Here is a 14,192-nt window from a genome sequence, read left to right as displayed (position 1 = left end):
TAAGCTAATTTATGGTGAGTGATAAATATGATTTTGAAGGATAAAACTATTGGGAGTAGAGATCGACAGATTGGTATTAATGCCCTTGTATACTGTGAAGAATTAAAAGGTTCTCTTTCCGAGGAAGTAGAACAAGGAAGGAAATTGAAATTTGATGGAAAAGTTCAAGTTCAAGATATTCCACTTACAGAAAAAAGGGGATAGACAAAACTTTTTAAAGCTGGGAATAAGAAACGACGTAACATACATGCAGAAGCAAACACAAATGCCAAAAATAGAGTTAACGTTCAACATGAATCTAGGAGTTGTCCAATCTAGCTTCCAAAACTTGGGTGGTGGTGGAGATTGGGTTATTATAAACGATGAAGATCAAGAGATATCAGCTATTCCACGTGGTAGTGAAGTCATACTCTCTAAGGATCCAGGCTTAGAGAATGAAATACTTGCAAACTTTCCTGATGGTTGTGATAGATCGCATACCATAGAGTTAAAAGATGAAGATTTGTATATCATCGTCCCCGAAAGTTTAACTTTTGCTGAAATAACAAATATTCTAAATCAAGCTATAAAAGAGAGTAACTATGAAGAGCTAGATAAGATTGTACAAAATATTGAAGATTATGAAGGCCAATCTATTGCACTGGATGGTGGAAGCTTCAAAAATTTCTGTTCAAACCAACTGAATTTGGATTTACAAAACAGAAGCAATCACCAACACATATACTCAAATATACTATCACAGTATAATTTTGATCAAGTAGAGTTCAAGTGCAATTATTCAGTAAAAGAATTGGCACTATTGGTAATTGCATCTAATGATCAGCTGGCAGAAAGGTATCAGGGTGTACTTTTTGCTGAAGGAAATTTGAATCTTTTACCTTTACTTGTTGGTGATCAAAAATATACTGAGGCTTTTATAGGAAAGTTCCATGGTGTTGATGGTATTTATGATAAATTAAAAAATCAAGCCATACAACTTGTCGAACTTAGTAAGATTGGCTTCTTTTCGGCTATAGCATTAAGAAAAGAACAGAATTTATTAGACACAGTTTTTGTTGAGTATGTCCTGAAAGATCTTGAACAGGTGTTAAAAACAATCGGCCCTGATTCTACGTATGGTGTGCTTGAAACAGCGTCGTTAGTTCAGAATGAAGAGTTTATCACAATAGTGCTAGCTGCATTTGAAAGGTATATTAATGAGCCAACCAAAAAAGCTTCAATAGAAGAGTTATTAAAAAAGAGTTTTGCTACTTTATTAGAGACTGCAATAAGCCAGGAACATGTTTCAGTTGTTGAATACTTGTGTAAGAAATGTACCGAAAACAAAGGTCCAGTAATTCAGAGAATCTACAAAGAAGCATTTGCTGATAACAGGGTTATTGAGCAACTAAACAAACAAATTATAAAGAAAATTATAAGCGGTGGTACAAATGGTTCTCGTAAAGAAAAAGCAGAGAAGATTTATGATCTAGTTCTGAAAGCTGCACTGGATGTTGGCAATGTTGCATTTATTGAACACTTATGTAAAAAATGTACTAAATGCAGCAATGATGTTATCGATTATCTCAATCAAAAATTGAAGGGTACCGAATTTGATAACACATACGAATCAACTCTCATTGCATTGTCTAACATTGGAAATGAAGACACTATAGTCACTGTGCTTACTCACATTCAAATCTATCAAAACGTACCACACAATGAGCAAGTAATCAGGCAGGTTATACAAAATATACTGAAGAGTGCAACACACTACTCAATGGACCAAGAAGATTATTCCTTAGTCAAGAAAGTATGTTACTTATGCACAGAAATTGATGCAGTTAACGTAATTTTTCAAGAGGAGTGTAAGAATTTTAAATCTAGCATAGAAATGCGTATAGAAGATTTGGAAAAGGAAAATAGATTATTACAATCTGAAGTTTTACGTGAGTATAACTATAGTCATTTTCCGGATATTATAAATGGGGTGGCTCAGATTGTTCATACAGCATATGATGCATACACTGAAGGTCAGAAACCCAGTGAATACCAAGAGAATGTCTGTTCTATACTTTGTTTAATGCATATTAGAGATATTTTCCAATTTTCTATTGATGTACAGGAATATCACTGTTATGAACGTCAAGATTTGTGGAATACAATTTACCAAACTCCTGGAACTTTTATAATACGAAAAAGAAGTGATAACGTTGCAGATAAACCAGCCACTCCAGTTATAAAAAGTAACATTTTACCAAAAAACCCAGAACCTAAAAGCACTGGTAGTAAACAGCCACAAAAAAATGCTTTGGATAAAGGAAAAATATTATGTACAATAGAAATGCTTCAACGAAGCATCCTAATAAGCAATAATTATAAGGAAGGTGAAATGCATGGTAGTGATCAAGATACAAAAAGCATAGAAGAAAGATTGCTTGGTGCTATCGAAAGTATCGATGTTAATCAGTTGAAAGGTTTAGTAGAAAAGGACACTAATGTAACTGAATCCATTTTAAGCGAAGCTCTAAAGAAAGCAAATGAAAGAATTGCAAACTTGGAGAAAGGTAGTAAGAAAAAACAGGGCCAGGAAAATAGACTCACACAAATTATAAAACTGCTTGAAACAAAGCTCAAAAGCATTGGTGGTGCAGCACCATCAGTAGATGATAGTGCTGCTACAGATAGTCAGGCAACTCCTGCGGCAGAGCCTAAAGAAAGTGAAGAGGATCAACCAGGTTCACCATCACTTTCACCACAGAGTTCTATAAGTAGGCATAGTAGTAGTTCTTCAAGCTTCGTTTATGTACCTACAAGTGGTGAAGGTGATACTAACAGTAGCAATGGTAGGTATGTGGAAGTTTCTCCACTTCCAGGTTCTGGTAGTGTCCCTCCATTTGAGAATATAGGAAGCGTTCCTACTTCTGGGAGAAATAGTCCACAACAACCAGTTGTTACAGCAAATATTGGTGATTCGCAACAGCCAAAAACTTTAGCAGTCAACAGCAAATCTAGCAGTATGAGTGTTCAGGGTGGTACTGCCGTGCCATCAGTTGATGGTAACAAGGAAAAACAAACTTCTCCTATTGGAGACGCAGCACAAATGGATGATGATTATGGTCTATCATGGCTATTTTCAGAAGAGGATGACAATAATCGCCAAGAAGATCCATATCCAACACCTGAACCAACACCAGTACCAACGCTTTCATCAACTAGCAAAAAACCCGAGCAAGTGAACAACACTACTCCACAAAACACAAAAAGTAGCAATCTACATACTATAGCTGCTTCTATATTAGCAATAGCTGTAGTTGCTCTAGGAGTGACTATTGCGGTTCACTTGGAGATGTTAGCAGTGGGAATAGCAGTTGGAGTTTCTTGTCTAGTTGCTGCAGCAGTTATGTATCACTATGAATGGCTTAGCAGCTTTATTGAAACCAATAAAGTCGAAAAGGTTGTACCCAATGAGAAGAAAGAACCTGTAGCTACATCTGTATAATAAATATAGTAGTCTACCATTGAATAATTTATTATAATTTTATTAGTTATTAATAGATAAAAACTTGGTAGACTACGAAGAAATATTCTTAAACAAAATCAAAGATATAAAAGAGGAAGGGCGCTATCGTGAATTCACGCATTTTGCGTCGTTGCCTGGCAGGCTTCCCTATATTATGGATTATGAAAGAAATAGAGAAGTAATCGTCTGGTGCAGTAATAACTATTTAGGGATGTCACAAAATGAGAGTGTTATTGCTGCTATTCACAACTCGTCTGTTGGCGCAGGAGGAACGAGAAATATCTCCGGTACAACAAAAGAGGTTGTTGAACTTGAGCAATCTTTAGCTTGTTTACACAACAAGGAAGCCGCTTTAACTTTCGCTTGTGGCTACCTCGCAAACCAGACTACACTTAGCACTTTATTGTCCGTCATTCCTGACGTGGTAATTTTTTCAGATGAGAAAAACCACTCTTCGATGATAGAAGGCATAAAGTCAGGAAAAAGACCTAAATATATATTCAGGCATAATGATATTGATCACTTAGAGCAGTTGTTAAAGTTCGTGAACAGAAAAACACCAAAGATAATAGCATTTGAATCCATATATTCAATGGATGGCGATATAGCGCCGCTGAGAGAAATATGCGATTTGGCAGATCAATATAATGCAATTACCTATTTGGATGAGGTACACGCAGTTGGCATGTATGGTCCGCGTGGTGGCGGAATTGCAGAAAGAGAAGGTCTGATGGATAGAGTGACTGTTATTCAAGGTACATTATCGAAAGCTTTTGGAGTGATGGGTGGATATATAGCGTCTTCAAAGAGCTTGGTGGATGTAATAAGAAGTTCCGCTCCAGGATTTATTTTCACCACCGCTATGTCACCTGTTTTAGCAGCGGCAGCAAAGGCAAGCGTTGAGCATCTAAAATCAAGTAACATTGAAAGGGAAAAGCAAAAACAAGTTGTTGAAAAGGTAAAAAACTCACTGAGAAACGCGGGAATTAATCTTATCCTAACAAAAACTCATATAATTCCAATAATAATTGGTGATCCAGAGTTATCCAAAATAGCATCAAAGTTATTATTTGATGAGCATCGAATATATGTTCAACATATAAATTATCCAACAGTCTCAAGAGGGACTGAGCGTTTTCGTATTACCCCTACACCTTATCATACTGACGAAATGATAAGACATTTAACAGAATCCCTTGTAAAAGTTTTTGAGAAATTGTCTATCTCTGTAGCTTGTTTATGTTAGTTTTATATCTCCAGCAATGATTAATCCATTTTCTTCTATTAGCCTTCCGCTACTCTCTTGCAGAAAAAGTTTGCCAAGCAAGGCTTTATATTTGTTAACTCCAGAGTAAACTATTCCACTATATCTTCCTGCGGCAAGGTATGCAAAACCTAAAACTGTTGAACCGATGGAACGTACATTGCTATTGTTAGGCAGTAATTTATTTAACAAGTTACCACTTACATCTATTAAGCCTCCTTCACGACTTTTCACTCGCATTTTTATATGACGAGATCTAAAGTCTTCAAGAAAAGCCCCCTTTTTCTCTTCTGCCCAAAAAGTTTCTTTGAGAGCTGGAGCATCAATTACAGCCGCTACAACTTTGTTTTTATGGATTAGACAGACCGACACTGCAAAATAAACCATACAACTGGAAAAATTCTCTCTGCTTTCTATAGGCATAATGAACCAGGTATAAGTTTCATCTTTTACTTCTTGATCAATATTGTCTTCAAAGATAAAACCGTAGTCTTGTTTGTAATCATGTAAGCGATTGTATATAGTTTGCTTGCATCTTGAGTAAGCTTTATTAATAAAGTCTGCTGACTTAATATTGGAAATTTGCAATTCATTGAAATCACGCATAAGCTGTTTGGAAGCACTGCGTACAGAATCAAGCATCACATTAATCCGTGGTGATGAAATGGACATTCTTCCTTTTACTCTTTTACCCTTTCGTAATAGCTGTCATCTGGGGTATATACTACAATTTTGTCCTCTTCTTTTATAAATTGAGGCACGTTAACACGCATTCCGTTTTCTAAAATTGCAGGTTTATAAGAGGAAGTAATAGTCTGCCCTTTAATAACAGACCCTGTTTCTTTTACAGTCAATGTAACATAATCAGTCACATGCGCAGAGATTATTTTATCCTGGTAAATTACTACTTTAACTTTCATATTATCCTGTAAATAAATCTTTTTTTCTCCCAATAAGTCCAAATTTATAGTGATCTGCTCGTAATTACTCGGATGCATAAGGTTCACAATATTTCCTTCAGTAAAGAGATAAACATATTCTTCTTCATCTAAAATTGCTCTTCTGATTGTTGCATCAGAGCGGAACCTTTCATAGTGTTTTGCTCCAGTTTTAATATTCTTCATTTCTGCTTGTATGTATGCACCACCCTTGCCAGGTTGAGTATGCATAATACTTACAACCAAAAACAAACCGCCATTATGTTCCAATACTTGACGTGGCCTAATATCATTAGCTCTTTCTACCATAATTATACTTTCAGCTTGATCTTATAATTATAAGTGCTTTTTTGTAAATATCAAAACCTTTGTTAATCAATAAATTCCGGCATATTGAGCGCTATATACCTTTCCTTTACGTTTATATGCGGAAATATCTCTTTAGTAAAAGACAGCATAATATTCTTTTTTGTGCCGATGACTGAAATTTCCAATACATCTCCTGAACCGAAATTATGTATAGATTCTATATAGCCATATAATTCATTATTCTCTAGCCTTACTTCTATATTTATAAGGTCACTGTGATAAAACTCGTTCTCATTATTTAGTTTTAGCAGTTTGTTTCTTTTTATGTACAATTTTTTGTTTCTTAAAAGCTCTGCTTCGTTACGAAAATTTACTCCGCTTATTGTGGCTATTACTAAATTATCACCTATGACGGACACTGAGTCTATCTTATAACTCTCATCACCACTTATCAGCTCACCATATAGAGAAATATTTTGGGGTTTTTCAGTGAAAGTTTTTACTTTAACAGCTCCTTTAATTCCGTGAGGAGAAGTAATGATTCCTAGGTATACTAAGTTATCGTTCATGTTAATATGATAATTAAAACTAGTTTTTTGTCTACAGCGTCGGAAGCAATAGATAACAGTGAAAAAAAAGCTATAACTCTATCTCAATAGAAGCAAAAAACTACTTGACAACCTTCGACGTTACCATTACAATGAGACTAAGGCTATTATTTATCTTCAATCTGTGCAGATTGAATGACAAAAAAAACTTAGTATATTTGGTGTCTCATGTTTAATTTTTTGCACTATGTGCACTGCATGTCTTTTTAAAACTTCTGGTTTTTACCTATACAAGCTGAAACGCGCTTATGAGTCGTTTAAGACATCAAAAACGCCAATGTTATAAGATAGATAGTAAATAACTAGCTACTCAGGGTTTCTTTTGCCTTTTTTTCTCACTTGGTAAATTTCTTAACACTCATAGCCAAGCAACTTAAGAGCACACAAAAAATGCCAAAATTTTCAGTTTCGGTTATGCAAAAGTCCGATGTGGGGTTCGCAACAGATTTGCTATAGCCCAAACTCTTCATTGATTTTATCAACTATTTCTTGTGGTGGATCTTCTCCCCATCCTGAATATAGAATTTCCCCATAATCTGCAACATCCATGGAGCCAGTCCTACTTTTTGCAAGAAACATTTCTCTCTTATCCTTATCGACTAATACATAATGCCATGCTAATCTTCCGCGATCTTTACCACGAACTAAATATATGAGGTCTGATCTACTTCTTCTTGTTGCGTCAGCAAAGGATCTCTCATTGACAGTTCTGCTTTTACTTTTTATGCTGCCACTTTCAGAAAAAGCTTCTTTGGATTCAGTTTTTTTGCTTGCTAGCTGAGAGATTTTTCCTCTTTCCCCTAGTGCACGCCCTTTGGTGTTTTGGGATGAATACTTACTGGAAAAACCTCCTCCTGTATCGCCAGGAGTCCTGTTTGTGAAACGCTTAGTAAATGAGTTATCATCGTTGTTCTCTGTCATAAAAATCTCCAAACTTTAGATTGTAGAATCTAAATTTTTACTACACCCTATCATACGTTAATTAAATTAATATAAATGAGAGATAATCTAGTAATTATTACAGGAATTACAGCTTCAGGTAAATCAGAATTGTGCGATAGCTTGATAGAAAAATATGGAAATATTGACATAATAAACTGCGATTCGAAGCAGGTATATAGAGAAATTCCCATAATTACTGCTCAGCCACCAAGGCAAGAAAAATTTTATAAACTATATGGTTATGTTTCAGCAAGAGAAAATTATTCCGTAGGTTTATGGCTAGAGGATTTAAAGAGAGAAGTCAATAGTGCGCTGGAGAATTCACGAACACCTATCATCACTGGAGGAAGTGGGCTTTATATCAGCAGCTTAGTCAAGGGCTTATCGTCAATTCCACAAATAAGCCATGAAGTAAGGCAAAATGTAAGTGAACTTAGGAAAAGTTTAAGTAAAGAGGAGTTCTACAAATTAGTGTTAAGCAAAGACTCAAAAATTCAAGGTAAAATATTCATGAACGACTCGCACCGACTTTCAAGGGCACTTGAAGTTATCACTGAAACTGGCAAGTCAATTTTCGTATGGCAAGAGAATAGACAGCCCACTTTATTCAATAATTCTAAGATATATACAATTTTGCCTGAGCGTGAAAACGTATACCGAAAAATAAATTCTCGTTTTATTAAGATGGTTGAAAATGGAGCAATTGATGAAGTAGAAAAGCTACTTAGCATGAACCTAGCTCCACATTTGCCAGCTATGAAAGCACACGGAGTGCCAGAAATTATAAAATACTTAAAAGGTGAGCTCAATTTAGATGAAGCAATACAAATTGCTCAAACAAACACAAGGCACTACGCAAAGCGCCAGTACACCTGGTTTAAAAATCAATTTCCGAGTTCTTAAGTGATTCAAACAAGCTGAAAGCGCTTGTTAACTGTTAGTTTCAAGGTGTATTTCCGTGCTCATTGCTATCAATGGGCGGCTGCACACCTTCCAGATGGCTGTTCACTTCCATCGGATCACCTAAATTGCGCTCTATTTCTACTTCAAACTTAAATCCTAATTTCTCGCAAAATTTGTAAAAATACTCTTGAATAATATCAAATAAATTTCTGCCATCTATTTTGTAATCTCTCAATTCTCGAGGAATAGTGAGTGACAATTTACCATCTTTATATGTTACGCCATTTTTCCCATCTTGAGACTCAAGTATGAATTCTAGTGAACTATTTATCCAGCAAGTTTCTTCTTCTGGATCATCAAATTTAACTACAGGCATTATCATATCAGATTTCACTGTTATGTGATTTATATCAGTACAGTCAATATTTATCACTTTTACAGGATTTTGTAGCATTAGACCATACTTACCAAGGCTAATTTGTGTAAATAAAGCACCTTCATATCCTGCTTGATTACAGTTGGTAACCAGTTCCTCTAAGAGAGGATCGCTTGGGACTTGAGCTTCAGCATATTCGAATAGCTCTATAAAAACTTGTTTTCCAAATGGTCGATAATTTCCGGCTTTTTCCTTTGGTAATAGGTTAGTATACTTTGTACCTAGATTGTAAAATTCTTCAAACTCCTTTCTCTTGTCAGGTTTTTCACGATCAGGGATTTTTTTGTTTTCACAATAGTCATCCCAAGCTTTATCAAATTCATGTTGTTCAACTCCTGCTATTAATGCAGGAGTTAATACTTCACCTATATTTGTCTTGTTAATAATAAATCCCATTCTCGGAAGGTCTTTGAATGCCGTGAAGCCACAGTTAATTTCGTTCCACCCTCCCTTACTTACTGCTTTAGCTTTTAAGGTTTCAAAATTAAAGTTGTATGCCTGAGCTTTTAGTGTAACTACTGGATTTTTTTGTGTAGAGCTACTCATTACTAATGTTTTGATATAAACCACCAATAATATAACAATACACAAAATAGTTAATAAGTCAATGAAAATATTTAATTATTAAGTTATATAACAGTAAATCTCTTGTATAACCTGCTTTCTGATTTTGCGTCAAAACTTGCTTGTGCTCCTCAAACTTCAAGTATTCCACGGTGCTTATCTGCGTTTTTCCTCACCATAAATTGGCTATGTAAGAAATCTAGTAAATGTAGCTGGCCGACGATTTAAAAAACCATTGTTTCGCTACGCGTTAGCGTTTGCTGCGGTATGACGTGGGAAAACCTAGCCAGCGTAACACAAGATTCGCTACTTTTATGTTCACTAACTCGGCGCGCTCATTTACAAGCAAAATTTCTTGGGTGCCAGCCAGCTACTTGGATGACACTAGGCTGTCAGACTGAACCTTCATCTAATATGCTAAAATATACATATTATTAACAACTTTATGCTATAATAGCTATTATAGCATGGTAATATAAAATAAGAAAATAACTATTTTTATGCTAACCGTAAAAATTAATGCTGAACTTTATTTCAGAAAGTAAATAATTTACTAACACTCGTGCACAAATTTCAAATAGATTGTGCACGAATGTAGTACTATAAATTGGACATGTTATATTAAGGCCTACCTCACTATTAAAGCTATCGGTCAGGTTGGATTAAAAACCTAATCTGACCGGTTTCCTATAACCCACTAACCCTGATACAATTATATGATAATTAGTTTAATTAGTAGTTAATACATACAAATTGATTTTATTTATTCATTGAGATAGTATAAACTATATTGACTTAAATTGTCGTGCAACCTTATAAATTTTCGCTGTTATTTCTGCTATCTATATTAGTAATTGTAGCACTAAAATTACCTGAGAATTTGGATAACACGTTGGATTGGTCTTATCCTGTTCTAAATTTTGATTTATCTTTTCGCATCATATTGATATCTTTTTTATTAGCTGCATTTCTAATTGTCTTACCAGCAAAAAATTTAAGCTTTTCGGAAATGCTATCCTTTTTTGCTTATACTATCAGTTCACTGTGTGCAATATTATCTAAGCAGATATTATTGGCTGTGATATTCTGTGAATTAATGGCTATCAGTGCATCTTTTATTATCGCAGCCGGCAGCAAAGATAATGGACCTGCAGTAAGGTATGCTTGTGTACACTTTTTTGTTGGGGTTGTGCTAACAGCAGGGTTAGCAACTCAAAGTTCTAATCTAATAATTATAGGTCTATTAATAAATTGTGCCTGTTTTCCTTCTTCATTCTGGGTTGTTGATACATATCCTGCTGCATCATTACATGGTGCGTCATACCTTTCCCTATTTACTACTAAGATTTCTTTTTTAGTAGCGCTCCTGCATACTTACAACCTTTGGCAAGATTATGTTGAAATATTAGCATTCTTGGGCACTATCACTGCTATTTATGGTATTATATTTGCCTCCCTTGAACAAAATATCCGTAGGTTTTTAGCCTACAATGTTGTAGGGCAAATGGGCATACTAATTATGACAGGGAGTCTGCTTAGCCGCTTGGAAAATGCTGTACCACTACTTGCTCTCAACATAATTTTTTCCATTGCCTATCAACTATTGCTCATTGCTGTTGCCAACACGATTATCTTGCGGACAAAAGTGGTGAATTTTAATAGAGCAAGCAAATTCATGTCAGTAGAAGGTATGTATACTATAATCGCAATACTTACAATGGCTGCATTTCCTGGGACTGCTGGATTTATCAGTAAATCATATATTGCAGCTGAAATTAAAATGAATGGTACTGATTTAGAATTGTACGAAAGCTTACACAAAATTCTGAATTTATTGCTTTATTTAAGCGTAGGACTTAAGTTTCTTTACTACGTATTTATTGCCAAAAGCAAGTCAAAACCTTCAGCAGAGGAAGGGGGTGGAATAGCCATGGTTATTTTAGCATTTATATGCGTAATTGTTGGCAATCCTTACTTACCTATTTACAACAAACCTGCGATTTTTAATCTTGCGTATAACACACAAAATATCTGGTCACAATTTATTTCATTACTATGTGCTACCTTGTTGTTTATCCCCTTACGCAAGTTATTTCTGCCGAGAATAAACTTTAAAATGGATATCGATTGGATTTTCAGAGCTCTCATACCCTACGCTGTTTCACTGTTCAATAAATTAGTTTTCAAAATGAGAAAGATGTCTGCTAGCGCACTGCAAAACTTGACTAATTCGCTTGTCAGTCTATACTCTAATAATACTGCTAAACTTAAAGAAGTGCTAAGTTATAACTCAGTGAGTTTCGTTTCAGCTTCTTCTCTTTTTTTTATGAGTGTTCTACTAGTACTGTTATGTTTAAGTCATTGACCGAGAGTTTAAATTCTGTATTCAACAAGCTCAGGGGAAAGTCAATCATTTCCGAAGATGACTTCAGCGTTGCTATGCGTGAAATACGTATAGCCTTAATTGAAGCTGATGTTTCGCTTGAAGTTGCAAAAAAGTTCATCAATGACATTAAAGATAAGGTCATAGGGGAAAAAGTCATAAAAAGCGTTTCTCCAGCACAAATGATAATCAAAATTCTGCAGGATAATTTGGTTGCAATTCTCGGACCGGAAAAAAGTGAATTGAATCTCGCAGTTAAACCCCCTGCTATAATTATGATGGTGGGCTTACAAGGTGCAGGTAAAACAACCACCTCAGGAAAGCTTGCCTTAAAGCTAAAGAAACAGAAGAAAAAAGTAATGCTTGCCTCTTTGGATATTTACAGGCCGGCTGCCCAGAAACAGCTTGAGGTACTCGGTAAGCAAATAGACGTACAAACCTTACCTATAGCGATGGATGAAAAGCCTATTGCAATTACAAAAAGGGCAATGGCAGCAGCAAAGAACGACAACTATGATGTATTGATACTAGATACCGCGGGTAGGCTTCATATCGACGAAAATATGATGAATGAGTTGAAAGCGGTGAAAGAAATAGCCTCACCTGCAGAAGTTATTTTAGTAGCCGATGCGATGATCGGCCAGGATGCAGTGAACATTGCTAAATCATTCAATGAGACAATAGGCGTAACTGGCATTATTCTCACTCGTATTGATGGCGATGCACGTGGTGGTGCTGCTCTCTCTATGAAAATGACAACTAATTGCCCAATTAAATTCATTGCTTGTGGTGAAAAGCTAAGTGACCTCGATGACTTTTACCCAGATAGAATCGCAAAAAGGATACTTGATATGGGTGATGTCGTCTCGTTGGTTGAAAGAGCTGCCGAGATCGTTGGTCATGAAGAAATCGATAAACTGCAAAAGAAAGTAAAAAAAGGTAAATTTGACCTGAATGATTTGGTAGGAATGCTAAAAACTCTGAATAAAATGGATGGCATCAGCCATATAATGAAGTTCATTCCAAGCTCGTTTACAAAAAAGCTAAGTAGCGGAGTGCCAGATGATAGCAAAGTGAAAAAATATATAGCTATCATAAATTCGATGACTGAAAAAGAAAGGCAAAATCCAGATATTCTAAATGGCAAGAGGAGGCTTAGAATTGCAAAAGGTTCTGGAACGAGTGTACCAGATGTTAATCTCTTAGTTAAGCAATATAACCAAATGAGCGCGATGGTAAACAAGTTCAGCAAAGTTAACCACAGCAAACTCAAAGAGTCTGATTTGATGGATATGCTAAGCAGAAAGTAGAGAGTTTGGTCCCAGAAAGTGTGAGAAAAATACCATCAAGGGAGGAATTGTGGGGCTGCACATCTTAGAAACCCCCACTATTTTACATATAACTATAATACAGTTTGAAGTAAAAAATCTACTTAAATAGTCAATTGACTTTTTGCGCTGGTATGTTAGAAATTTTATACTTTCTGTGCTAATGTATCAGAAATTTTATACTTTGGCGGGCGTAGCTCAGTTGGTAGAGCGTCAGTTTGTGGTACTGAATGTCGCCAGTTCGATCCTGGTCGCTCGCCCCACTAAAATTTTTTGCTTTACAGAAATATAAGCGTTAGTAGGCTTTATATATACTTATACTGACTTCTGCTATACAAAGGACGGAAGACAACAGTGGAGAAAAAGCCATAGCGTCATTCAATAAAAAAAACTACTTGACAACATTCGCCGTTACCCTTATTATAGCACTAAGAGCGTTTTTGACTCAAAACTTGTTTTTGATCTGCAGGCTCAGTGACAAAATTCAGTAAAAAGCTCAGGGTATTTTTAGCGGATTGTATCAAATTATAGCGGCTGCATGTCTTTTTCATTTTTTCTACATTCAGCCAAATCATGCTTAAACTAAGCGTCAGTAAATTATTATAGTGCCAATTTAAAGTATTATAGAGTCAAAACTCGCCACTCGTGGTTTCTTTGCCTTTTTTTTCGCTTGGTAAATTTCTTAAATATTTATAGCTAAAGCAATTCATGAACCAGGCAGAAAGGTATCATTCCAGCGCATGACACTGGAATCTAAGAATTTTATCAAGTAGGTGAGCATACAAAGTTATGTTAAAATACAACGTTTTATGGAAAACTGGATCCCAGTATCAAGTGCTGGGATGAGTGTGCCGTAGAAGCGGTAAGTTGAAGCTGCACAATAGATAAGCCTCGGAGCCGAGTTACAAGAGCAGGCTTCAAACAACCATAAGCTGCTTTGGTAAAGAGTCAAGGTAGTGAGCGTTATGGAAAAGGTGCAATTATGCGTCATGTGTGAAATAGAGAGGCGAATGAA

Annotated in this window: 12 protein-coding genes and 1 tRNA gene; 7 read left to right on the top strand and 6 right to left on the bottom strand. The window is 35.7% G+C overall.

The features are described from left to right. Positions 1–27 precede the first annotated feature (27 nt). The 3 genes from AB6N09_RS03220 (at position 28) to hemA (ending at position 4,748) form a co-directional block, all read left to right on the top strand. Positions 28–204, top strand: a complete 177-nt coding sequence (locus tag AB6N09_RS03220; RefSeq protein ID WP_411131510.1) for a hypothetical protein — start codon at positions 28–30, stop codon at positions 202–204. A 61-nt stretch (positions 205–265) separates the two neighbouring features. Then, positions 266–3,481 (top strand): host RNA manipulator TomO, encoded by a 3,216-nt coding sequence (locus AB6N09_RS03215; protein WP_411131509.1) that lies wholly within the window; start codon positions 266–268, stop codon positions 3,479–3,481. A 64-nt stretch (positions 3,482–3,545) separates the two neighbouring features. Then, the gene (hemA, locus tag AB6N09_RS03210) at positions 3,546–4,748 is read left to right on the top strand and encodes a 5-aminolevulinate synthase (RefSeq protein WP_411131508.1); all 1,203 of its coding nucleotides are present in this window, start codon (positions 3,546–3,548) and stop codon (positions 4,746–4,748) included. On the opposite strand, the gene AB6N09_RS03205 is transcribed toward hemA, so the two are convergent. From AB6N09_RS03205 to AB6N09_RS03190, 4 genes are all read right to left on the bottom strand, one after another. Further along, positions 4,740–5,438 (bottom strand): inositol monophosphatase family protein, encoded by a 699-nt coding sequence (locus AB6N09_RS03205; RefSeq protein WP_411131507.1) that lies wholly within the window; start codon positions 5,436–5,438, stop codon positions 4,740–4,742. The genes hemA and AB6N09_RS03205 overlap by 9 nt on opposite strands. Positions 5,439–5,446: 8 nt before the next feature. Then, a complete protein-coding gene (efp, locus tag AB6N09_RS03200; protein ID WP_411131506.1) occupies positions 5,447–6,013 on the bottom strand; it encodes an elongation factor P in 567 nt (188 codons plus the stop codon). A gap of 62 nt (positions 6,014–6,075) precedes the next feature. Next, a complete protein-coding gene (gene rimM / locus AB6N09_RS03195) occupies positions 6,076–6,582 on the bottom strand; it encodes a ribosome maturation factor RimM (protein ID WP_411131505.1) in 507 nt (168 codons plus the stop codon). Positions 6,583–7,071: 489 nt separating this feature from the next. Continuing rightward, the gene (locus tag AB6N09_RS03190; protein ID WP_411131504.1) at positions 7,072–7,542 is read right to left on the bottom strand and encodes a hypothetical protein; all 471 of its coding nucleotides are present in this window, start codon (positions 7,540–7,542) and stop codon (positions 7,072–7,074) included. A gap of 75 nt (positions 7,543–7,617) precedes the next feature. Here AB6N09_RS03190 and miaA point away from each other — a divergent pair, with 75 nt between their 5' ends. Then, a complete protein-coding gene (gene miaA / locus AB6N09_RS03185; RefSeq protein WP_411131503.1) occupies positions 7,618–8,466 on the top strand; it encodes a tRNA (adenosine(37)-N6)-dimethylallyltransferase MiaA in 849 nt (282 codons plus the stop codon). 40 nt (positions 8,467–8,506) lie between these two features. Here miaA and AB6N09_RS03180 read toward each other — a convergent pair whose 3' ends face one another. Further along, on the bottom strand, positions 8,507–9,448 hold the full coding sequence (locus tag AB6N09_RS03180) for a hypothetical protein (RefSeq protein ID WP_411131502.1): 942 nt from the start codon (positions 9,446–9,448) through the stop codon (positions 8,507–8,509). An 823-nt stretch (positions 9,449–10,271) separates the two neighbouring features. Here AB6N09_RS03180 and AB6N09_RS03175 point away from each other — a divergent pair. From AB6N09_RS03175 to AB6N09_RS03165, 3 genes are all read left to right on the top strand, one after another. Further along, complete coding sequence (locus AB6N09_RS03175; RefSeq protein ID WP_411131501.1) at positions 10,272–11,831, top strand: proton-conducting transporter transmembrane domain-containing protein; 1,560 nt, start codon at positions 10,272–10,274, stop codon at positions 11,829–11,831. Beyond that, positions 11,816–13,159, top strand: a complete 1,344-nt coding sequence (gene ffh, locus AB6N09_RS03170; RefSeq protein ID WP_411131500.1) for a signal recognition particle protein — start codon at positions 11,816–11,818, stop codon at positions 13,157–13,159. The genes AB6N09_RS03175 and ffh overlap by 16 nt, the downstream gene beginning before the upstream one ends. A gap of 205 nt (positions 13,160–13,364) precedes the next feature. Further along, a tRNA-His gene (locus AB6N09_RS03165) sits at positions 13,365–13,440 on the top strand. Between the two features lie 524 nt (positions 13,441–13,964). On the opposite strand, the gene AB6N09_RS03160 is transcribed toward AB6N09_RS03165, so the two are convergent. Next, positions 13,965–14,192: hypothetical protein (locus AB6N09_RS03160; RefSeq protein ID WP_411131499.1), on the bottom strand; the 228-nt coding region annotated here is incomplete at its 5' end.

Origin of the sequence: Wolbachia endosymbiont of Tettigetta isshikii (genome assembly GCF_041154185.1) — a bacterium.
Taxonomy (GTDB): domain Bacteria; phylum Pseudomonadota; class Alphaproteobacteria; order Rickettsiales; family Anaplasmataceae; genus Wolbachia.
The sequence above is the reverse complement of the archived record's forward strand: the minus strand, read 5'-3'. Positions and strand labels throughout refer to the sequence as shown.

Coding starts and splice junctions, on each gene's coding strand:
- AB6N09_RS03180 (WP_411131502.1), bottom strand. CDS start 9,448: ATGAGTAGCTCTACACAAAAAAATCCAGTAGTTACACTAAAAGCTCAG.
- AB6N09_RS03205 (WP_411131507.1), bottom strand. CDS start 5,438: ATGTCCATTTCATCACCACGGATTAATGTGATGCTTGATTCTGTACGC.
- AB6N09_RS03190 (WP_411131504.1), bottom strand. CDS start 7,542: ATGACAGAGAACAACGATGATAACTCATTTACTAAGCGTTTCACAAAC.
- rimM (WP_411131505.1), bottom strand. CDS start 6,582: ATGAACGATAACTTAGTATACCTAGGAATCATTACTTCTCCTCACGGA.
- AB6N09_RS03220 (WP_411131510.1), top strand. CDS start 28: ATGATTTTGAAGGATAAAACTATTGGGAGTAGAGATCGACAGATTGGT.
- AB6N09_RS03215 (WP_411131509.1), top strand. CDS start 266: ATGCCAAAAATAGAGTTAACGTTCAACATGAATCTAGGAGTTGTCCAA.
- miaA (WP_411131503.1), top strand. CDS start 7,618: ATGAGAGATAATCTAGTAATTATTACAGGAATTACAGCTTCAGGTAAA.
- ffh (WP_411131500.1), top strand. CDS start 11,816: ATGTTTAAGTCATTGACCGAGAGTTTAAATTCTGTATTCAACAAGCTC.
- efp (WP_411131506.1), bottom strand. CDS start 6,013: ATGGTAGAAAGAGCTAATGATATTAGGCCACGTCAAGTATTGGAACAT.